General features: G+C 34.1%; 18 protein-coding genes. 11 read left to right on the top strand and 7 right to left on the bottom strand.

The features are described 5' to 3' along the window. From ESZ54_RS08920 to ESZ54_RS08880, 9 genes are all read left to right on the top strand, one after another. On the top strand, positions 1-216 hold a 216-nt coding region (locus tag ESZ54_RS08920), incomplete at its 5' end, for an LPXTG cell wall anchor domain-containing protein (protein WP_136137389.1). Positions 217-238: 22 nt separating this feature from the next. Continuing rightward, positions 239-631, top strand: a complete 393-nt coding sequence (locus ESZ54_RS08915; protein ID WP_136137326.1) for a hypothetical protein — start codon at positions 239-241, stop codon at positions 629-631. A 429-nt stretch (positions 632-1,060) separates the two neighbouring features. Beyond that, on the top strand, positions 1,061-5,020 hold the full coding sequence (locus ESZ54_RS08910) for a SpaA isopeptide-forming pilin-related protein (protein WP_162615144.1): 3,960 nt from the start codon (positions 1,061-1,063) through the stop codon (positions 5,018-5,020). A gap of 273 nt (positions 5,021-5,293) precedes the next feature. Then, positions 5,294-6,028, top strand: coding sequence for a signal peptidase I (locus tag ESZ54_RS08905; RefSeq protein ID WP_136137324.1), 735 nt, complete (start codon positions 5,294-5,296; stop codon positions 6,026-6,028). A gap of 104 nt (positions 6,029-6,132) precedes the next feature. Beyond that, a complete protein-coding gene (locus tag ESZ54_RS08900; protein ID WP_136137323.1) occupies positions 6,133-7,368 on the top strand; it encodes a hypothetical protein in 1,236 nt (411 codons plus the stop codon). A gap of 33 nt (positions 7,369-7,401) precedes the next feature. Beyond that, positions 7,402-8,118, top strand: coding sequence for a hypothetical protein (locus ESZ54_RS08895; protein WP_136137322.1), 717 nt, complete (start codon positions 7,402-7,404; stop codon positions 8,116-8,118). 92 nt (positions 8,119-8,210) lie between these two features. Then, the gene (locus ESZ54_RS08890; protein ID WP_136137321.1) at positions 8,211-9,104 is read left to right on the top strand and encodes a BsaA family SipW-dependent biofilm matrix protein; all 894 of its coding nucleotides are present in this window, start codon (positions 8,211-8,213) and stop codon (positions 9,102-9,104) included. 16 nt (positions 9,105-9,120) lie between these two features. Then, entirely contained in the window at positions 9,121-9,801 is a 681-nt protein-coding gene (locus tag ESZ54_RS08885; RefSeq protein ID WP_136137320.1) for a hypothetical protein, read from the top strand. Between the two features lie 134 nt (positions 9,802-9,935). Continuing rightward, entirely contained in the window at positions 9,936-13,652 is a 3,717-nt protein-coding gene (locus tag ESZ54_RS08880) for a SpaA isopeptide-forming pilin-related protein (protein WP_136137319.1), read from the top strand. Positions 13,653-13,910: 258 nt separating this feature from the next. Here ESZ54_RS08880 and ESZ54_RS08875 read toward each other — a convergent pair whose 3' ends face one another. Beyond that, positions 13,911-14,216: an IS30 family transposase gene (locus ESZ54_RS08875; protein ID WP_136137318.1), complete on the bottom strand. Its 306-nt coding sequence runs from the start codon at positions 14,214-14,216 to the stop codon at positions 13,911-13,913. 365 nt (positions 14,217-14,581) lie between these two features. On the opposite strand from ESZ54_RS08875, the gene ESZ54_RS08870 reads away from it, so the two are divergent. Together ESZ54_RS08870 and ESZ54_RS08865 are read left to right on the top strand one after the other, a co-directional pair. Next, entirely contained in the window at positions 14,582-15,028 is a 447-nt protein-coding gene (locus tag ESZ54_RS08870) for a hypothetical protein (RefSeq protein WP_136137317.1), read from the top strand. 569 nt (positions 15,029-15,597) lie between these two features. Beyond that, positions 15,598-16,050 (top strand): hypothetical protein, encoded by a 453-nt coding sequence (locus ESZ54_RS08865; protein ID WP_136137316.1) that lies wholly within the window; start codon positions 15,598-15,600, stop codon positions 16,048-16,050. Between the two features lie 205 nt (positions 16,051-16,255). Here the strand turns inward: ESZ54_RS08865 and ESZ54_RS08860 are convergent, their stop codons facing one another. From ESZ54_RS08860 to lexA, 6 genes are all read right to left on the bottom strand, one after another. Further along, positions 16,256-17,536, bottom strand: coding sequence for a hydroxymethylglutaryl-CoA reductase, degradative (locus ESZ54_RS08860; protein ID WP_239433788.1), 1,281 nt, complete (start codon positions 17,534-17,536; stop codon positions 16,256-16,258). Between the two features lie 9 nt (positions 17,537-17,545). Continuing rightward, complete coding sequence (locus ESZ54_RS08855) at positions 17,546-18,712, bottom strand: hydroxymethylglutaryl-CoA synthase (RefSeq protein WP_136137315.1); 1,167 nt, start codon at positions 18,710-18,712, stop codon at positions 17,546-17,548. Positions 18,713-18,874: 162 nt separating this feature from the next. Next, positions 18,875-19,492: a 50S ribosomal protein L25/general stress protein Ctc gene (locus ESZ54_RS08850; protein ID WP_136137314.1), complete on the bottom strand. Its 618-nt coding sequence runs from the start codon at positions 19,490-19,492 to the stop codon at positions 18,875-18,877. A gap of 338 nt (positions 19,493-19,830) precedes the next feature. Then, on the bottom strand, positions 19,831-20,856 hold the full coding sequence (locus ESZ54_RS08845; RefSeq protein WP_136137313.1) for a M42 family metallopeptidase: 1,026 nt from the start codon (positions 20,854-20,856) through the stop codon (positions 19,831-19,833). A 75-nt stretch (positions 20,857-20,931) separates the two neighbouring features. Further along, positions 20,932-21,108 (bottom strand): hypothetical protein, encoded by a 177-nt coding sequence (locus tag ESZ54_RS12575; RefSeq protein WP_204249531.1) that lies wholly within the window; start codon positions 21,106-21,108, stop codon positions 20,932-20,934. A gap of 74 nt (positions 21,109-21,182) precedes the next feature. After that, positions 21,183-21,842 (bottom strand): transcriptional repressor LexA, encoded by a 660-nt coding sequence (lexA, locus tag ESZ54_RS08840; RefSeq protein ID WP_420824362.1) that lies wholly within the window; start codon positions 21,840-21,842, stop codon positions 21,183-21,185. Positions 21,843-21,847 lie beyond the last annotated feature (5 nt).

The raw sequence follows: 21,847 nt of genomic DNA, 5'->3' as shown, positions 1-21,847 counted from the left end.
ACAACAGATACAAAAACAACAAGTACAAAAACAACAGGTACAAAAACAACAAGTACAAAAACAACAGGTACAAAAACAACTGGTTCTAAAGTAGTTAAGAAAACTAACGGTAAAACATTACCACAAACTGGTGAAGTTGCAACTGGTGGATTAGTAGCTGGTGGATTATTATCTATGTTAGCAGGAGCATTCGTGTTCTTCAAAAAAGGTAAATAATTACTGAAAGGTGCAGACAAAATTGAGAGCAGATCAACACAAAAGTAAATCATCAAAAAGTAAATTAGTATTTTTTCTTATTTTAGTTATTTTGATTGTTATTGGATTCATTGGATATCAAACTATTAATAGTGGTAGTCTTGGTAAAAGTAAATCTAAAACAGAAGATACAACAAAAGCTAAAACTGTAATTAAGGATGAAGATCTTAAATTACTTTCTGAGGCTGTTGATAGTGTGACTTCTTTATATGAAAAAACAGACTTAGAAGTTTTAAGACCTGATTTAACTAATAAAGATGTTGAAGAAGCAAAAAAGAAAGTTGAAGCTGTTGATGATAGTTCAAAAGCGAAAAAAGAATTAGTTGATCGTATAAAAGCTGCTCAAGAATTTGTTAAAACCAAAGAGTCGAAATAAGAAGAAGTATTTATTAATAGTAAACATCTCTTCAACGATTATACTAAGTAGAAAAACTTCATAAAGTTTTAACAGGAGAATTTATTTCTCCTGTTTTTTTGCTTTCCATCAAGTTGAATGTATGGATAAATATTTTTGTGCATGAAAATAAATATAAATATATACACGTTTCTGTGATAAAAGTACATACAAATGAGGATATAATAACTTGTTGTTCATTTTTTATGTGTTTTGTAGACTTAGCTGATATATAATTGTATAATATAATTGCTGGATATTAGTTTTTTTATTTGATAAAAAGACTACATATTATACATTAGTTATAATTTTGGCAATAATGTATTTTAAAATTAAAATAAGCGTTAATTTTAAAAAACAGATATATATAATTAAAGTACGGATTGTTTAGTGATGGATGGAGATGTTGAAATGAAAAACAACTGGAAGAATCAAATTAAGTGGTTTATTGCTATATTAATAGGAGTATTATGTCTTTTTGTTGTGCCATTTCAATCTGAGGCAGCAGTTCCACCCCCACCAGTTGAAGCACAAAATGCACTTGGTTTCGAGAGAGATGATTTTGTTATTCCTAGACCGACAAATTATGATGTTACCAATAATGCACAATTGAGTCGTACTTATAAAAATGTAGTTGAAATAACTCAAGATCAATCATATCAGTATGGCGTAATGTGGTATAAAGAAAAAATTGATTTAACTAAGAATTTTGAATTTGAAGCCTATGTGTATTTGGGTAGTAAAAGCCATCGTGAAGGCGGTGCAGATGGTATTACGGTAACCTTTCATAATGATCCACTTGGTTTAGACGCGACGGGTGGTACAGGGCAAGGTATTGGTGCATATCCAGGACCAACTGTTGATTCGTGGCAAACTGGAGGAGTTGTAAGGAATGGAATTGCTTTTGAAGCAGATACCTATTTTAATGGCACTACATATGATTACGATCGTGGCTTGCCAGAATATTCAATAAATGAAGGACATATTGGCGTTGTCAATTTAAAACCAACATTTAGAGAATTGCTGGTAAAACCGCATGAACAAGTAGGCTTTATTAGGGGAAATAATCGTTTAACCGATAATTCGTGGCGTAAAATGTCAGTAAAGTGGGACAGCTATCTACAAATCTTGACTTTCGATATAGAAGATTTTAATACGATTACATATAGAGTGAATAATGTAAATGCAACGTTTGGAGGGACAACTGCTTATTGGGGAATGACAGGAAGTACTGGTGCAAATTATAACTCTCAACATGTCGCTTTAACTTTGTTACCAAATAAACCAAATCCAGTTATAGATAAAAAAGTCAGAAATTTATCAGCAAAAGAGACAACTTTTAAAAAAGAAACGGCAGCAAAACCTGGTGATCAAGTTGAATTTGAAATTAATGTTTCTAATATTGATCGAAATAATAATATCGGACATTTAAAAGAAGCAAAACTATTTGATGATTTACCACGTCAACTTACGTGGAATTCTGGAACTAGAACTGTCGATGGCGGAGCCGAGTATGTCATGAGACCTTCGGAATGGCAGGAAGTAATTTCAAATAGAGGTTTTATGTACGGTTATGGTGGTGGCTCAATGCATTATGTTAATGAGACATATCGATTTACACTGAAAGCAACCGTTAATAAGGGGACACCAGCTGGTCGTTATACAAATACAGCAAAGGTAACAAGTCGAACTTCGAGTGCCGGTAAAAAATACGAGAGTAGTGCTTCAGTAATCATTGACGAAGAAAAACCTAAGAACCCGAATCCGAGTATTGATAAAAAAGTTCGTAATGTTTCAAAAAAAGAACAATCTTTTGTAAAAAAAACAGTTGCGAAACCTGGAGAAGAAGTCGAATTTGAAATGAAAATTAACAATCTCAACGCAGCTAATTTCGGTGGAGCAATTACAAATGCGCGCTTTAGAGATGTCTTACCTTCTCAACTAGAATACGGTGCATGGAGTCTTACTACGCCTGGTGGTTCGAGAAACTTATCAGATAATCAATGGCTAAGTATGTTGGGGTCGGCATTTCAATATGCATCTGGTTCAAATTCTGAACACAAGGTGGGCGAAGAATATACCGTAAAAGTTAAAGCTACTGTTAAAAAGGGGACACCAAAAGGAATTTATACGAACCGTGGCTTAATTACCGGCGATAATATCAGTTCTTTTACAAAAGTTGAAAGTACGGCAGATGTTCAAGTAGAGGAAGAAGGTAAACAAATTCGAATTAACAAGAAGGATAAGGGAAAGAATTTCTTGCCGGGTGCTACTTTTGATATTACAAATAATAGCGGTGTGAAAATTGCAACTGGTGTAAAAACTGATAGTTCGGGTAAGTATTTAAGCGAGACGTTACCACTTGGCACATATAAAGTGACAGAAACTAAGGCTCCTGATGGTTATGTGTTATCTACTAGCCCAAGTCAAACGGTGACTTTATCTGCCACAAGTCCGGATATTGTCGATGTTACTTTTGTAAATGACAAAGCAGGAAGTCTTAAAATCGTTAAAAAGGATAAAAATTCGCAACAAGTATTATCTGGCGCAAGATATGAAGTGAAAAATTCGAGTGGTACTGTCATTAAAAATAGTCAAGAGGCAGTTACGAATAACAATGGTGAATATACAATTGCTAATCTTGCCAACGGTACATATACAGTCCGTGAAGTAACCCCTCCGAATGGGTATGCTCTTGCTGATGAAGATACTCAGAAAGTAACAGTGACAGTTGGCTCACAAAGTCTTGTTACATTTATGAATGAAAAAGCTGGGAGCCTGAAAATTATTAAAAAAGATAAAGAGACGGGTGAATTGTTACAGGGCGCAGCTTATGAAGTGAAAGATTCAAGTGGTAAAATAATAGTAGATAGTCAAACGGCAATTACAAATAAAAATGGTGAATACAGCATAAATAATTTACCTAAAGGAACTTATAAAGTTCGTGAAATTACCCCACCTAGTGGCTATAAGTTAGCGAAGGAAGAAACACAAAATATTACAGTTCAAAATGATCATGAATCTGAAGCGATTTTTTATAACGAAAAAGCAGTTGGTAAAATTAAAATTATTAAAGTTGATGAAGCAACGCCAACGAAACGTTTATCAGGGGCTGTTTTTAGAATATTAAAAACACCTACGTCGGGTATTGCTTTAACTGATTTAGTTACCGATATTAATGGTGAAATTAATACATCTTTACCACCAGGAACTTATTATGTTCAGGAGGTAAAACCGCCTGTAGGATACACAAAAGATGCAAGTATTAAAGAAATAAAAGTTGTTGATAATGAGGTTTTGGAAGTGACTTTTTCAAATAAACCTCGACCGGGAAAATTAGAGGTTACTAAAGTTGATAAGGATAATCCAAATATCAAGTTATCAAAAGCTGAATTCTCAGTTGTACGAGATGATAATGGTGTTCCAAGTCCAGTCGTCCCGAATAAAGTAACGAATACTTCGGGAACGGCAGTTTTTTCTAATTTGATACCCGGAATCTATACAGTGACGGAAGTTAAACCGCCAGCTGGTTATGATTTATCCGAACCAAACAGTCAGAGCATTGAAGTACTCCCATTAGAGACGGCTTACTTACAGTTTGAAAACAAAAAAACTGTTGGTCAAATAAAAATAGTAAAAGTCGATCAAAAAAATCACGCAATTCTTTTGCCGGACGCCAAGTTTGACATTGATAAGAAGCAAGGTAAGAACTATATTAATCTTGATAAGGGTGTGACAGACGAGAATGGTGTGTTCTTATCGAAAAAATTAGAACCTGGCACCTATTATGTAAGAGAAACTGAATCACCTAAAGGTTATCAAATTATAGATTCTGAGTATCGAGAAGTGGTAATTTCTGAAAGTGGCGTACAAATCGTTACATTTGAAAATGCAAAAGATGAAAAAGATAATATAATTCATATTCGTCAAACCGTCTTAAATGCTCATGATGAAGTTGTGATACCTAAAAAAGGTTATGCTGATTTTAGTTCAATGAAAGATAAAGAAAAATTTTCGATTATTGCGAATTCAAGTCCAATTGATAAAGTAGCTGATATCAAGCAAGAATTGTTTACATCGAGGATTGTGAATCCAGTGACAAATAAAGTTCAAGTTGATTACCGTATTCCAGAATACTATGATTTGGTAGGATCTATTGTTACCGAAACAGACAATAATTTAGGCAATGAGCACTTCTCAGGTAATCAAGAAAAACTAAAAAATGGTAATGTTATTTTAGATTTTGATAAATCAAATCAGTATTGGATTACCTACTTTATCAAACCATCAGTTCCAGCGAAAGAAAGCCCTGCTTTTTATAGTTGGCATAATATTCTAAATGATTTAGGTTCAGTGACAATTAAAAAATAAAGAATGCCACCTCTTTTCTATATTTTAATAATAAATATAAATTGAGGTGTGGATCTTTTAAATTTGATACTAGAACTAATATATTTATAAAAAAATGTAATATATTGTGATGAAATATAATAATGTATATTTTTTTAACGTTAAATGGACTTAATAGAGAAGGCATAGTATAATGTATAATATCTTTATCTGTATAATAAAATAGACGTGTAATCGTTTTATGAACTTAACTTTATGAAACGTTAATTATTTTGTTAGGGGGGAAATGGAAAAATGCAACAAAAAAAAAGTGGGAAAAAAAAACGTAAGAGTTCTAGTCGCGACCATGCATATCAACGTGATGAGAGCCGTGCTCGGAAAAGTAATAAAACAAAAGGTAAAAAATCTCAAGCAACGTTAAAAAACAAAAAATCCGAGAAGAAAACACTTGTTTCTATTATTTTAAATATTCTATTTTATGTTATTACAATTAGCATAATTTTTGGAGCCGTTTTATTTACGGTAAGTAAAGATTCAAATAAATCATTTTTTGGTTATCGTTTCTATACGGTTTTAACGAATTCGATGATGCCTAAAGATCCGAAAACACAAAAAGGTGGTTTTGCTGCAGGTGATATGATTATCATCAAAAAAGTTGACCCAAAATCATTGGAAGTTGGCGATATAATAACCTATGATTTAATGGTTTCTAAAGGTCAGAATGACGCTGTGTTAACACATAGAATTATTAAAAAACTTGAAAATTTTGAAAATAGTGGCGATACCTATTTTGAAACGCAAGGGGATTTTAATACAGGTAAAGATGGTAGACCTGTAAGTCCAGATCAGATTAATGGTAAGAAAGTCTTCGTAATTCCTAAAGTTGGGAAATTGATGACTTTCTTAAGAGAGAATTGGTTCGTTAGTATCGGATTGATACTTGCAACTTTTGCATTAATTCAAAGTCTGAAGTTCTATTTTTCAAAATCAAAAATTGAGAAAAGAAAACCTAAAAGACGTAAAGTTTAAACCTTATCTTGGGGGAGAGTAGGGTGTTAATATGGTATTTGATCTATGAATACAAAATTTATAGATTTTAAATATAAAATATAAATAAAGGAGGAAAATGAACAATGTTCAAAAATGTAAGTAAGAAAAAAAGGTTTATGGTTTTAATGTCAACAATCGCTGTTTTTGCAATTTTATTGTTAACTTTTGCATGGGATGTCTATAAATCATCAAAAGAAAACAAGTTTGGTAATGCGATTGCTGCTGGTAGTATTGTAGTAGAAGAGTACTTCCCGGATGGTAAAATTCCTGAAGGCGGAAAAGTTGAGAAACAAGTTTGGGGTGTAAATACCAGTCAAACAGCAGTCTTAATGAGAATGACGTTTGAAGAACGTCTTCGTACTTTAATTGCAGAAGGTAATACTAATTCTGCTAAAGTTGTGAAAGTAGCAGATGCAGCAGCAAAACCTGATAAGGCTATTCCTTTCCCAATTGATGCGGTTTACTATGCAACTGAAGCGAAGTTAGGTGATGCAGCTCAAGTTACTGATTCAGTTGGTAAATGGGCGAATATCACTAGCCAAGTTAAAGTTGGAGGCGCTAATATTCCAACTGATGTTGTTGTTTTAGGTAAATCAACTAAAGAAAAAATTACCGCTGTTGGTAATACCGTGACCTATAAAGTGTCAACAGAATATGCAGCATTTAAAAAAGTAAAACTTGAAGATACTAACATGGGTGATGTTTCAAAACAAGCAGTTGTTAAATATCCAGGCGCAACAGATTCAATTGCACAACGTGTGGATTTAGAAGGATTTAAACCTAAATTTGATGTTTCAACAGGTGATATTACTGGCTTTGAAGCAACAAATATAAATTATGTATACTATGAAGGTTTATCAGCTCCTGTTTTGGCTAACTGGGGTAACGCACCAAAAGATATTAACTTAGGTGGAACTGAAAGTCCTATCTTACCAGCAGATGCTAAAACAAGTGCTAAAGATAAGAACTTAACTTACGATTACAAACACTTAAGCGATACAATTGAAAAAGGTAAATGGATTTATAACCCAGAAGATGGTTACTTCTACTATCTTGGTGTTGTCGGTTCAGGTGCTAAAACAAGTAATGTCTTAGATAAAGTTGGCTTGAAAAATGGTTCAGGTACTATCTATGATTACTTCGATTACTCATTATTTGTTGACTTAGAAGGTATTTTACCAGAAGAAGAAGCTGTAACTGCTGAATTCTTTAAAGGTACAAAACCAACAGCAGGTAAGAGTAAAGATATCTATGATGCTTTAGTTACATATATTACTGATTTCAAGACAAATCAAACAACTCAAACACCATTACCATAAAAAAATTAACAAAATAGTCGAGGAGGAAGATTTATGAAACGATATATATTTTTAATGTGTCAATCGTTAGTCTTGATTGCATTATTTTTTCAAATGAATATGATTGTTTCTGCTGAAGATCTTCCTCCTGGCATGTTAATTGGTGATGAAGAAGGGATAACGGTTGATGGTACTGGTGCTTATTACATTCAAAAAGGTGATTTGAAGCCAGGTGATCATTTTGTGAAGGTTATCAAGTTGATGAATACAGAAAAAAATGATCGTCCTTATCTTTTAGAAATGGACGTGGCACCAAAAGTGAAGACAGGTAAAATTGATTTTTACCAAGCTATTCAAGTGACTGTTAAATTAAATGATCGACAAATTTATAAAGGAAACTTGATTGGTGAAGGTGAACCAAATATTAAGAAAAATCGTCTTAAATTAGGAACTTATGCCTTTGGAGAGATGGCCGTTCTTGAGGTCACATTTGATGTCACAGATAAATTGCCTGTAGAAGTGTGGCAAACTAAAAGTGAAGCTATTATCAAATGGAATTTTTATGCCACTAAGATGTCACCTATTACACCAGAATCAACTAAATTCGGAGAAAAACCAAAGAAGGTTTTGGGATTTTTAAGATTACCGCAAACTGGTGAAGAATGGCGAGGCTTATTTTATAAAATAATTACTGGTGTCTTAATCATTTGTGTGACTTTAATTTTTTCAAGACGTTACCAAGATAAACAACGGCAAATAGGAAAGAGATAACTCTTTTCTTTTGCTTGTTATCTTTTTTCCTGAGTGAAAATATTTTTATTGATGAAAGAAGATAATTATTAAAACGTATAGGAGGTGTTGAAGTGGGTAAAAAAAGAAAAAGAAGTCAGTCAAAAAGGAGAATGGCTTTGAAAGATTTCAAACCAAGTAAAGGCATGATCATGATCTTTTCAATTGTTTTTGCAGTCATGATTATTATTCGTGGAACATTTGCATGGGAAACGTATACATCCTCAAAAGAAAATAAGCTTGGAAATATTCACTTTGATGTTGTCTTGCGTGAAAAATTCACTCCAAATAATGAGTGGTACCCAGGTTCGGAGACATTAAAAAAAGTATATGTTATGAATGAAGGAAATTATAAAGCATTTGTTCGTATCTCAGTGGAAGAATATTTATTACTTTTCGATATAGATATTGAAGGAATGAATCAAGCTGAAGGCACTGCAAATGTTAAATTTGTAAAAGATAGCAAAGGTAAGGAAACAATTAAACAAGATAGTCTTAGTACTTGGAAAAAAGATGCTGTTTACCCAGTGAAAGTGAATAATGAAGCGGGATTTTATCAATCTAAACTGACAGTTCCCGACATAATTTCAAAAGATAGTCCAGGGTTAAATTATCCTAGAGATGAAGCGAAACGAAAGACAACTGATTTGAATTATTTTAAAATTAATTTTGGCGATGTTAAGGATTACAATAATTCATTAACTAAAAATTATTGGAAATATGGAAATGATGGCTATTTTTATTATTCTGAAATTTTAAATCCAGGTGAGAAAACCACCTTGTTTATGAAGAGTATCTCACTTTTTCCGACCGCGCCTAATCGTATGAAAAACGGGTTATATAAAGCAAATATATCCATGGACGGTAGCTATTCAACACGTGAAACCTTAGGAAAGTGGAATCATGAAACTGAAAATGATGAAATTTATAAAATGTTAAAAAGTAAAATCACGTCTCAACCAGAATAATTAGGAGGAATCAAACATGAAGAGTATCTTAAAAAAAATAGACAGTCACAAATCACTAGTCTTTTCAAGTGTGTTAATTTTTTCAACTTTTCTTGTATTGATGAGTATCTTAAAAGTAACACTAGCTGATGAAACATCGCATCAAACTAAGAGTAATGATTTTACTGTTGGAAATTTAGAAACAAAAATTTATGAAGAATTTGAAAAACCAATCGGATTAAGCTTCGATAAAAACTATAAAAAAGTAGTTAAAGTAAAGAATGATGGAAATGTAACCCAATTTATACGTGTGATGATTTTACCTGAGTTAACTGGGACAACAAGCAAGCTTGAACATCCTCAGACGTTGTCTTCAAAAATTGGTAGTGATTTGTTTTTACTTGATCAAAAAGGACAATCAATTCAAGATACGAGTAATTGGATTGATGGAAAAGATGGTTATTTCTACTACACAAAGGCATTGGATAAAGGAAAAGAAACAGTGCCACTTTTTGAAATGGTTAAATTAAACAATAGTATTAAGCAACAATTTCCAGAAGGAACAATTAAACTTCAAATTGCAGTTAAAGTCGAAGGAATCATTACTTTGGAAGATGCTTATCAAAAAGCCTGGTGGCAAGGTAAAAAACCTCAAGCAACACCATTATCAACGATTGACGGTTTATTAGTAGACCAAATCAATATGAAAAAACCTTAAACTGAATAAAAAGTTAAAAAATGGTAAGTATTTTATTAAAGTAGTAGGGAGATAAAAACATGGTAAATAGAATTCTCGGAAATTTAAAATATCTTATTATTTGTTTAATAGGTATTTTTTTTCTGTTTATAAGTATGAATAACGTCGAGGCAGCAGTTCCACCGCCACCAAAAGAAGCGCAAAATGCATTAGGATTTGAAATTTCAGATTTTACAATCCCGGATCCAAAAAATCATGTTGTGACAAATAATGCAAGATTGAGTAGGGCATACAGTAACGTTGTAGAAATTACACAAGATGTAAAGTATCAATATGGTGTGATGTGGTACAAAGATACAATTGATATTACAAAGAATTTTGCTTTTGAATGTTATGTATATTTAGGAGATAAACCTCATTCTAAGGGGGGAGCAGATGGGATTACGGTAACTTTTCATAATGATCCATTAAAATTGAATGCCACAGGTGGATCAGGTCAAGGAATGGGTGCCTATCCTGGGCCAGGACCAACTAATTGGCAAGATTATGGTGTTATTACTAAGGGAGTATCGTTTGAAGCCGACACATATTTTAATGGTGGGAATGATAATTATGATGTAACGTTGCAGGCTGATACAAGAAATCAAGGACATATTGGCGTTGTGCTATTACAGAAAACTTTTGCAGAACAACGTAAAAGAAATCATGAAGCAGTGGGTTATATAAATGATTCCAAGAAAAGCTTAACTGATAATACATGGCGAAAATTGAAGGTGAACTGGGATAGTAAAAATAAACAAATGAATTTTGCTTTGGAAGGATTCAATTCAATTATGTATCCAATTCCAAATCCTCAAAGTCTTTTTGGTAGTTCTAGTATTTATTGGGGAATGACAGGATCGACAGGAGCTTACCATAACTCCCAACATGTAGCCTTAACTAAATTACCAAATGAACCTGCACCAAAAATTACTAAGACAGTTAGAAATGCTGAAGTCGGTGGTCCATGGGGGAAACAGACAGTTGCAAAGCGACGGGAACTTGTTGAGTATGAAATTAAAATTACGAATTCCGACAAATTAAATAATATTGGACCAATCAAAGGTGCAAAATTTATGGATGTTTTGCCTCCTGGGTTAAGATTTGTGAGTTGGGAACTTTATAATCCAGATGGTACTAAGACTCCGTTAGCAAAACTTCATTGGGATGCTATGCAAACAAGAGGCTATATGAATTATGGAAAGGGGTCAGGTTTTATTCATAATGTTGATGATACGTACACATTTAAAATTCGAGCGGCTGTCAATGATGATGCAAAACCAGGAATCTATAAGAATGTTGCGTCTGTATCAGGACGAAATATAAATTCAGTTGGAAAAATTGAAGATTACGCCAATGTACAGGTAGACGAGTATCTCGGTAAAATTGAAATATTTAAATACGGATTGAATAAAAAGCCATTAGCAGGCGCAGTGTTTGATATCGTTGATTTAAAAACCAATCAGAAAGTTGTTTCAAACGCAACTACAAATGCTCAAGGAATCTATTTGTCTCCTTTACTGGAGATGGGGATGTACAATGTTATCGAAACTAAAGCTCCACCGGGATATGTTCTTCCAGAAAAAACAAAAACAATGATAAATATATATAGACCAGGTGGCGTTCACAGGGTTGAAGTGTTTAATGGATTGCCCAATTCGATTAAAATTGTTAAAGAAGATGGAGCTACAGGTGCAAAATTAGCCGGTGCAAAATTTAAAATTACAAGAATGAATGGTGAGGTCCTGGCAGGTCCGGATAAAGCGATCACAAATGCGCAAGGAGAGTTTACTTTGGGTGGTTTACGAGATGATACTTATCTTGTGACTGAAGTTACACCTCCCTCAGGGTATGAAAATGCAACAACTCCATCACAAAATGGGTATGTAAGTGGTGGTGAAACAAAAACCTTCACTTTTAAAAACAAACGAAAAACTGGTAAGGCAAAAATTATAAAAGTGGACAATGACAATAAACAGAAACGACTACCAAATGCCATTTTTAGAATTCTCTCAGCGCAGACAAACGGCCAAACAGTCGAGGATACGTTAAAAACAAATGCAAATGGAGAGGTACTTTCTCGCGACCTACCACTTGGAAGATATTATGTTCAAGAAACAAATGCCCCACCAGGTTATGATTTGAATTCTACGATGTTTCCAGTAGATATTGTGGAAGGTAAAATTTCAGAGGTGACGGTTACTAATAATATTAAACCTGGGAGTTTAAATATTATTAAAGTTGATAAAGAAGTACCCACAAAAAAATTAGCCGGTGCAGAATTTTCAATTGTAAGAGTCAATGATGGCATTACAACCCCAGCAATTCCAAATAAAACAACAGATGCGAATGGTCTGATTTCTCTTACGCAATTGAAACCCGGAAAATATACGGTAACCGAAGTTAAAGCGCCAACTGGCTATGATAAGGCTAATCCGGCATCAAAACAAATTGAAGTTTTACCTAGTCAATCCGTTTCCTTGCAATTTGAAAATACAAGAATCAAAAAAGGGAAAGTAAAAATAGTAAAAGTTGACGAAGCAACACCAACTAAATTTTTAGCCGGTGCAACTTTTAAATTAACAACGACTGAAACTGGGGGAACAACTGTACAAGATAATCTTGTTACGAATACCAATGGTGAAATTATTTCAAATGAATTACCGATTGGGAAGTATTACCTACATGAAACAAAGGCCCCAAATGGATATGAATTAAATAAATCCGTTTATCCGGTAACAATAGTCGATGGACAGACTGTTGAAGTTAAAGTAACTAATAAGCGTTTAGTTGGCAATTTAACCATTCTAAAAGTTGATAGGGACGAGCCTAAGAAGGGATTAGAAAATGCGGAATTTTCCGTTATCATGGATAATAATGGGGTACCAACACCAATTAGTCCAAATAAAGCAACCAATAAAGATGGACGCATTGAATTGACAAACTTAACACCAGGAAAATACACAGTGACTGAAGTAAAGGCCCCTGCTGGTTATGAGAAAGATAATCCAGTATCAAAAACGATTGAAGTCAAAGCCTCTGAAACAGCAAAACTTCAATTTGAAAATAGTAAAATTCTAGGACAAATTAAACTGATTAAAGTTGATCAAAGTGATCAGGCAAAACGTTTACCAGGTGCAACCTTCGAATTTGGTAAGAAGCAAGGAACAACGTTGACAGTACTTGAAACATTGGTTACTGATAATAAAGGTGAAGTATTAACTAAAAAATACGAGCCGGGTACATATTTTTTACGAGAAACCAAAGCACCAGAAGGCTATGAAATTGTTGAAACAGCTCTTCGGGAAATCACTATCTCAGGTAGTGGTATTCAAACAGTTACTTTTAAAAACCTTGAAAAACAAATGGTTAAAGTAATTCATGTCAGACAGTCAGTACTGACACCTAATGTTGAAGTTGTCATTCCTAAAAAAGGGTATGTCGATTTTGTATCATCGTCAGGTTCAGAAGAGTTCTCGATTATTGCGAATTCAAGTATTTTCGATAAGCCTGCTGAAATAAAACAAGATCTTTTTACGAGTAGAATTGTAAATGTTTCTGAAGATAAGATAACCGCAAAATATCGACTTCCGGAATACTATCAATTAGTTGGTTCGATTGTGACGAATACAGATAATAATCTAGGAATGGAACATTATTCAGGAAATACAACGAAATTAAATAATAACGATGTTATTCTTGATTTTAATCAATCGGAAGAGTATTGGATAACGTACTTTATCAAACCATCGATTGAGTTGAAACAGAGTCCAAACTTTTATAGTTGGCATAACTTAATGAATGATTTTGGTTCTTTTACACCTGAAAAATAAACGAAAATTTCAAGTACAAGTTAGCCAACTGTAAAATGTCTAACGTTATTTGAAATTCCTATTAAATATATCGTGCGATTTGACATTGAGTTAGCGTGTGAGTGACGTCACCCGGTAAGAGGCTCAATGTCAAATTGCGTTAAGTCCAATTTTAATTTACAGATTTCATTAATAACAGACTCATAAGGTGTTGCGTAGCCCATCACCTTTCTTGGTAAACTGTTTATCCATTGTTGGATATATTTCATGTTTGATACGCTAACTGTACTGATTTTTTGTCCCTTTAGGAATGAAACGATGGATCATTCGATGATGATTTTCGTTGGTCCCACGTTCCCAAGATGAGTAAGGATGTGTGAAATAGACCGCCAATTCATTTTGAAAGAGACTGGTTAAACCTGGAAATTCTATCCCATTATCAGATGTGATGGACTGAAAGATTTTCGAAAAATTATGGCTTAATTCTTTCATTAAACCAAAAAGTGCTTTTCCTATCGCATCCGGATTCTTTCCATCCTCCTTTAATATGAGTTCATATCGATTTAGCCTTTCAGGAAAATCTATCCATGTTTATCCGGCGTCCAAAATTCCGATGATTTTTATTATATTTATACTCGGCAACGTCAGCAAAATATTATGTGTGTTGATATCAAAATATTTTTCCATTTTGTTTTTGTTGACTGAATTGAGTTGACTAGTCATCCCTTGTTGAATTTCATTCACAAAAAATTCTACTAAAATGTGTCCAAGATATTGACTCAAATCCAATTCAGGCTGGATTTGGTCAAGAAATAACAGAAACTAAGCATTTACAACTTTTACCTCACGTAGGACTTTATACTAAAACCGAGGAGATTAACATTGCATTTTTTGCAGGTGGAAAAATAAAAGTTAGATATCCAAAAATTGGATTGAATTAGGAGAATATTATGAAAAATTTATTAAAATATAGTCTTTGTCACGTACTAGTGTTCTGTATACCAATTGCTATCAATTTGACTTTTCAATTAGGTAATACTTATGAGTTTAAATATTTTATTGGGGTTTTTGAAGGAGTTTTATTTTTTTACATACCAATTTATGGATTGGAGAAAATGAAAGAGGCTGCTTTTAATCGTAGTGAATACAAAGATCCATATGAGAAAACATTAACTAAATCTCGTGTCGACATATACATTAAGCATACATCTATAATGCAACTATTTTTCCCATTAACATTAATAGTTATTCCATTAAATTTAATAAAATATGTTGATAAACAAAGGATTTTAATAATTTTATATGTTACGTCATTTATCACAACCTTTGCCTTGGGTATAAATTTTCTTCTAAGAACAAGGCAAAATGTAGTTATTGATGGATATCATAAAGAATAAGGAACTAACAGATGAAAAAAATTAAATAGGAGATATTTTGGAATCTAAGCATTGGTTTATACATAAATAGGATTAAATTAGGAGAAAAACATGAAAAATACATTTAAATACTTTGTATGTCATATATTTGTTTTGAGTATACCAATAATAATTAGTTATATTTTTAAGGTGGGAAATATCAGTGTGTTTAATTATTTATTTAAAAGTTACGAAGTAGTCTTAATTTATTATATTGCGATTTGTGGATTTGAGAAAATGAAAAAGTATGGTATTAACCACAGTGAGTATAATGATTCATACGAGAAAATATTGACAAAGGAACGTGTAGATCAAGTTATAAAGTTTTATTTTCTTATACAATTATTTTTTGTTTTCATGCTCATCATTTTTCCGCTAGAATTAATGAAATACGTTAAACATCAAGGCTTTCTAATCCTGGTTTATATCATTTTTTTTATTATATCTGCAGGAATGGGACTAAACTTTTTGCTAAAGTTGAATAAAAAAATGCAGAGAAAAAATCAAAAGAAATGATGTCGCAAAAAAGTCATACTAAAAAGTATTAAGTAGTGAAAACTGGTTTAAAGGAAGTGTTTATTATCGATAAAAAATTGTTTCAATCCGGTTTTGAAGAGAGTAGAAAAATCGTTAGAAAATCAATTCTTAAACGTGAAGGTGATGTATATTCAATGGGATTTATGACACGATTAGGGGGGACTTTGATAGCATTTTTCGTTTTTGGAATTCTGCTATTTGCTCTTGGTATTGGAATGCCTAAAGGTTTTCTTGAATCTTCACCAGAGAGTATTTTTGTGATATCATATTCAATTGTCCTATTAATTTACGTATTATTTTTTGTCATTGGAATATTTGACTTACTGATGGTCAAATATTTAAAACAGCGAATAATATATGGGAATATATTTATTCTTACATTTGGATTACTCACTTTATTTTCAATATTACCACTTATTGTTGGCTTATCAATCGATGGTACTGGAATTTTAGGTAGTACTGTTTAACTAGTTATAGGTGCCTTACTAATATAAATTCTATCAGAAAAGAAACTGTCTCGATAAAAAATATTCTATACAAATAGCTACAAAGAAACGATTAATCTTGAGTCTTACAATAGCGAGTAAGAATTGCTGTCAATCAGTGACATTTGATGCCAAAAAGCAAAGCGTCCACTACATTGTTCTATCAGAAGTGGACGTTTATTTTGAATTAACTTTTCCGAATGCGAGCTAACATCTCTAGCGCAACTTGTCTATTCATTTTTTCAGCAGTCTTCAATTGTTCAGTGAGGCGTTCTATCTCCTCACCAACTGCTCCAACTTGGATGGCGAGCGAACTGGCATGAAGGCTCATATGTCCTTTTTGAATGCCTTCGCTAACGAGAGCTTTAAGGGCTGCAAAGTTTTGTGCGAGTCCGACGGCCGCAATGATTTCAGCAAGTTCATCGGCGTGAGTGACTTGCATCAAATTTAGATTTGCTTTGGCATGCGGCAAGACAGAAATTGCGCCACCAACCGTACCAAGCGCTAATGGGAGTGTGATCTCTCCTTTTAGCATGTCATCCTTAATTGTCCAAGAGGTTAAGCCTTGATACTGCCCATTTCGACTAGCATAGGCATGAATACCAGCTTCAACTGCGCGTGGGTCGTTGCCTGTTGCGATAATCACGGCATCAATACCATTCATGATGCCTTTATTATGTGTTGCCGCACGATAAGGATCCAGTTTCGCATATCGATCAGCAGCAACAATTCGCTCGGCAAGTTCTAAATTGGAAAATGCAGACTTGTTGGGTAGCTTCTCGATTTTGACTTGGCAAGTTGCTGTGACGCACGACGTGGTATTGAAATTGCTTAGGATGCTCATTAATGGAGTCATCATGGTCAAGCTTTCGATGAGTGGCTTGACACCTTCAAGAATCGTATTGACAATATTCGCGCCCATTGCGTCCTTTGTATCAATAATCAGATGAAGGGTAACAAATACCATTCCTGTTTCAGAATCTGAAATCGTTCGATAGTCAATATTTTGTAAACCGCCACCTCTTTTGACGATTGAAGGATGGGCTAAGGCGGCTGTTTGTTTGATTGTTTCTTCGTTTGCCTTTAATTTGTCAATGATTTCTTCTGGCTGACAGACGTCTGGAAGGATAATTTGACCAATCATTCCTATGATGTTGGTTTTAGACGTGAATCCTTCTTCCGAAAAAACTTTTGCTGCATGGCTTGCAGCAGCAATTACGGAAGGTTCTTCAGTGACCATTGGAATAATACAATCACGCTGATTGATTTTGAAATTGAGCGCAAGACCTTCTGGTAAAGTAAACTGCGTGATTTGGTTTTCAATTAAAGCATCTGCAACTTCTGGTGTCATTTGGGTATTATTTTCAAAATAGGCAAGTTCAGTATCGTCCATTAAATGTTGTTCTTTAAGAATCATCAAACGTTCTGATCGCGTTTTTTTATAATATTGGTCAAATATTTTATTCAAAATTTTACCTCACTTGTTATGGCTGTATTGTCGCATATGGTTTGTGATTTGGCTCAGGTAGAAGTGACCATTGTCTAAATCTTGTTTTAAGGTAACGTTAGAACCATTTTTTGGTAGTGATTGTTTGAAAATTGATTCATATTGGTTAATGGTTAATTTCGTACGGTTTTCTAAAAGTGCTTCGTTTTCGTTTTGACGTAATTGTTTTTCATATCCTGCAACAAGTGTTCCAGTGAAAAATTCGCCAACTGCCCCTGAGCCATAGCTGAATAATCCAATTATATCTCCTGACGTGAGTGCATTTGAACGGTTAAGTAACGCTAATAAGCTTAAGTAGAGTGAACCGGTGTAAATATTGCCAATCTCGCGTGTGTATGCGGTACTTTCATCATATCTTGCGAGTAAACGTGTTTTGATTGCATCCTCTTGTGTGTCGAGAAGTGGTAGAAGTGCTTTTTTCCCCATTTTGGTATAAGGCAAGTGGAAACACAATGCCGCAAAATTTTCAAAAGAATGAGTCGTTCTCTTTGTATATTCTGTCCAAATTTTTTCAAAGAAAGTCATATAGGCCTCATTTGAAAATTTTCCGTCAACAAATGCCATTTCTGAATAATTGGGACGCCAAAAATCAAAGATGTTGTCACTCATGGCGACGTTATCATCGTGAAGTTCTAGAATGCGTGGCTCACTTGCAACAATCATTGCAACCGCTCCAGCACCTTGTGTGACTTCGCCCCCTGTTGCGAGGCCATATTTGGCAATATCAGTTGCAATTACTAAAGCTTTGCGGTTGGGATGTTGGCTGACGTAATCACGTGCCATCATCAATCCTGCAGTCGCGCCGTAGCATGCCTGTTTGATTTCAATTGCTTTAGCAAAGGGGTGAATATCCAGCAATTGATGGACAAAAGTAGCGATTGATTTCGATTGATCGATACCTGACTCGGTACCGACAATCACCATGTCAATTGTCTCACGTTCATTTTCAGTTAGGAGGGGGAGAGCAGCATTGGCTGCCATTGCTACAGCATCTTGTGTTAGTGTTGGGACAGCCATTTTAGATTGACCTATACCAATTGTAAATTTATCGGGATCAATACCTCTTGCTTCAGCAAGTTCTACTAAATCGACATAAGTGTTGGGAGTGTAGTAATTTATTTTATCTATTCCTGTCATGAAAAGTCTCCTCTATATTTTTATACGACTTTAACAGTCTAACACATGCTATCTCGTGATTTCTAATTTCTGTAGAATCTTATTAAAGATTTAACAGTCGAGAAAGTGTGGGATAAAAAAAGAGAGACCGACGAAAACGTCAGTCCCTACCATTGCTTTTAATTATTCTGCTGGTTTAGCATTGATTACTTCTGGTTCAGCTGCTTCGCCAGCTTCTTCAGGTTCAACAACAGCTTTAGCTTCAACAACCGCACAGATTTGTTCTTCGACATCTGTGATAATTGTAAAGTCTGCACTTGCAGGAATATCTTTAACTGTTAATGAGTCACCAATTTCTAGCGCTGTTACATCAACTTCAACACGTTCTGGTAATTTATCAGGTGTTGCAGAAACGATAACAGTGTATAAGTTTTGCTCGATAATTCCACCAGCTTTAACACCTTTAGGTAAGCCTTCAAGAACTAAATCAGCTTCAACTTCTTGTTCTTCGTTCATATCAACAGCTAAGAACTCTGCATGAATCCAAGCTTTTGAAAATGTGTCTAATTCATAAGTATGTAATAATGTACTTATTTTTTTTCCGTTAAGTTCTAAGTTATAAACAGCGTTTAATCCGTTTTCGCGAATTGCTTTTTCTAACTCAGCTGCATCTAAAGAAATTGAGATATGTGATAATCCATTTCCGTTGATTGCTGCAGGAACTTGTCCAGCCTCTCTTAAACTTCTACGAATAGATCTTGGTCTAGTCGCTCTTTCTTCTACTTTTAATACTACTGACATAAATAATCTTCCTCCTTCAGAATAAGTTCTTAATTCAGTTCGTTTATTTACTTTAGCAGTTTTAATCGTGTGATTGAGCATTCCGATTAGCTTGCTGCAGTTTCATCTGAATGTCAGACAAATGAAACTGACGAACATAAACTTAGATTAAAAAGCGCGGCACATAACTGAAGTGAGCGAATCATTTCATTCATGCAGTAGAAAATAAAACTTAAGCAATCTACTTTTGCCTGCTCATCATAGGGAAAACCCTACACTATAATATAAGCTTATACATCTACTATACCCGTTAGTTCATAAAAGGTCAAATAAAACGGTAAGTATGAATTACTTCGCGTTTATTCACTTAGTGGACTGAATAGATAGTGGGTTACAAGTTTCTCAGTAGCATCAACCGATTCTTGATGAGTACGTTCTAACGCATGGCTTGATTCAATTCCAGCTCCAAACAAACCATGTTTTACATCTGCACCAGCTTTCATTGCCGCAGAAGCATCACTACCGTAAAACGGATAGATATCAAGTTGGTACGGAATATCATGAGTATCGCAAAGTGCTTTAAGATGTTTTCTTAAACCTAAGTGATAAGGACCGCTTGCATCTTTGACACAAATACTGACAGTATATTCGTCTGTCTGTTGGTCATCACCCATGGCTCCCATATCAACGGCAACATATTCAACCACACGAGGATCGATGTTTGAATTTCCACCATAACCAATCTCCTCATTATTAGAGAAGAAGAAATGTGTTGTGACAGGTAGTTTTTCTTCTTTATGTTGGATTAAAAATTGCAGTAAGATTGCGGCAGAAACTTTATCATCCAAATGACGAGATTTAATAAAACCGCTAGAAGTAATTTCAGTCCGAGGATCAAAACTAACAAAATCACCAACTTCAATACCAAGAGCACGAGTTTCTTCTATAGAAGACGTTTTTTCATCAAGTCGAATTTCAATATTTTCTTGGTTTCTTTTAGCTGTTCCTGCATCACGATAAACGTGAACACTGGTTTGGTGCATCATGATCGTACCGGTAAAAGATTTGTTTTCTGAATGGATAGTACAATATTCGCCTTCAATCGCGTTAAAATTAAAACCACCAATTAAATCAATTTTAAGACGGCCATCTGGTTTAATGGCCCGCACCATTGCACCTAATGTGTCAATGTGTGCTGTGATAAAACGATGTTCGTTATCATTTTCGCCTGGCATGGTTACCATCAGGCCGCCTTTATTTGTTTTATGATTTGGAATATGCTGTTCGTCAAGAATGCTTCCAAGGTGAGAGATAATGGATTGTGTATCTCCAGTTGGGGAGGGGATATTTGTTAATTCTTCGAGAAGTTGAACTGTTGTTTTCATACTATAGAATCTCCTTTATATTTACTTTGAGTAAGTTAAGATTAGAAGATTTTAAGTGAAAACACAAGTGGCGATTTAATAGTAATGATGTTCGTGTTGTTGTTTAAGGTATGATTTTTCATCCCAGTTCATTAACCAAACAAAAATTAATGGAACAAGAACAGTTAAAGCAACTTTCCAGCCTAAGAAACCAAGTAAAATCCCAAGTGTCAAAACAATTAATAATAGTGCTGATAATCTTACAGTATACATAAAAAGTCCTCCTAATTTAAACAGATGCGAACGTACGTTCTTTTCTTGAGTAAAAAAATATAAAGCAGTGAGCTCTATATTTTACTTCGATATAAACTAACAACTTTACCTAAAATGCTAACATTATTTAAGATAATAGGTTCCATTGAATCGTTTTCAGGTTGTAAGCGATAGAATGATTTTTCTTTGAAGAATCGTTTACAGGTTGCTTCATTTTCATCAGTCATAGCAATAATAATATCGCCATTATTTGCTGTTGATTGTTTACGAACAATGACATGATCACCATCAAAAATCCCTGCATTAATCATACTTTCACCACGAATTGTCAACATAAAGAGTGAATTCTCTTCATATTTTAAGTGGGGTGGTATTGGGAAAAAATCAGAGGCATCTTCAACAGCTAGAATAGGTTCACCAGCCGTTACCACACCTAGTAATGGAATTACATTAGGTTTGACGCCAATAATATCCAGCGCTTCTTGCGATAATTCTAAGGCCCTTGGTTTAGTTGGATCTCTCTGAATGAGGCCTTTCTTTTCTAATCTTGCAAGGTGTCCATGGACTGTCGATGTTGATGATAAATTGACAGTTTCACAGATTTCTCTCACAGTAGGTGGATAGCCTTTATCTGTTACATGATGATGGATGCAACTTAAGATTTCAATTTGTCTTGTAGATAGTCTCTTTGCCAAGAATCTTGCCCTCCTTAGAATCACTTTATTTAAAATCATAATAG

This window comes from Vagococcus silagei (assembly GCF_004795745.1).
Taxonomy (GTDB): domain Bacteria; phylum Bacillota; class Bacilli; order Lactobacillales; family Vagococcaceae; genus Vagococcus; species Vagococcus silagei.
Note: the sequence above shows the minus strand (reverse complement) of the source record. Positions and strands in the feature narration are given on the sequence as shown.

Excerpts from the sequence above, each read along its gene's own strand:
- ESZ54_RS08880 (WP_136137319.1), top strand. The coding sequence starts at position 9,936 with ATGAATAACGTCGAGGCAGCAGTTCCACCGCCACCAAAAGAAGCGCAA.
- ESZ54_RS08870 (WP_136137317.1), top strand. The coding sequence starts at position 14,582 with ATGAAAAATTTATTAAAATATAGTCTTTGTCACGTACTAGTGTTCTGT.
- ESZ54_RS12575 (WP_204249531.1), bottom strand. The coding sequence starts at position 21,108 with ATGTATACTGTAAGATTATCAGCACTATTATTAATTGTTTTGACACTT.
- ESZ54_RS08845 (WP_136137313.1), bottom strand. The coding sequence starts at position 20,856 with ATGAAAACAACAGTTCAACTTCTCGAAGAATTAACAAATATCCCCTCC.
- ESZ54_RS08850 (WP_136137314.1), bottom strand. The coding sequence starts at position 19,492 with ATGTCAGTAGTATTAAAAGTAGAAGAAAGAGCGACTAGACCAAGATCT.
- ESZ54_RS08900 (WP_136137323.1), top strand. The coding sequence starts at position 6,133 with ATGTTCAAAAATGTAAGTAAGAAAAAAAGGTTTATGGTTTTAATGTCA.
- ESZ54_RS08885 (WP_136137320.1), top strand. The coding sequence starts at position 9,121 with ATGAAGAGTATCTTAAAAAAAATAGACAGTCACAAATCACTAGTCTTT.
- ESZ54_RS08895 (WP_136137322.1), top strand. The coding sequence starts at position 7,402 with ATGAAACGATATATATTTTTAATGTGTCAATCGTTAGTCTTGATTGCA.
- lexA (WP_420824362.1), bottom strand. The coding sequence starts at position 21,842 with ATGATTTTAAATAAAGTGATTCTAAGGAGGGCAAGATTCTTGGCAAAG.
- ESZ54_RS08910 (WP_162615144.1), top strand. The coding sequence starts at position 1,061 with ATGAAAAACAACTGGAAGAATCAAATTAAGTGGTTTATTGCTATATTA.
- ESZ54_RS08905 (WP_136137324.1), top strand. The coding sequence starts at position 5,294 with ATGCAACAAAAAAAAAGTGGGAAAAAAAAACGTAAGAGTTCTAGTCGC.
- ESZ54_RS08855 (WP_136137315.1), bottom strand. The coding sequence starts at position 18,712 with ATGACAGGAATAGATAAAATAAATTACTACACTCCCAACACTTATGTC.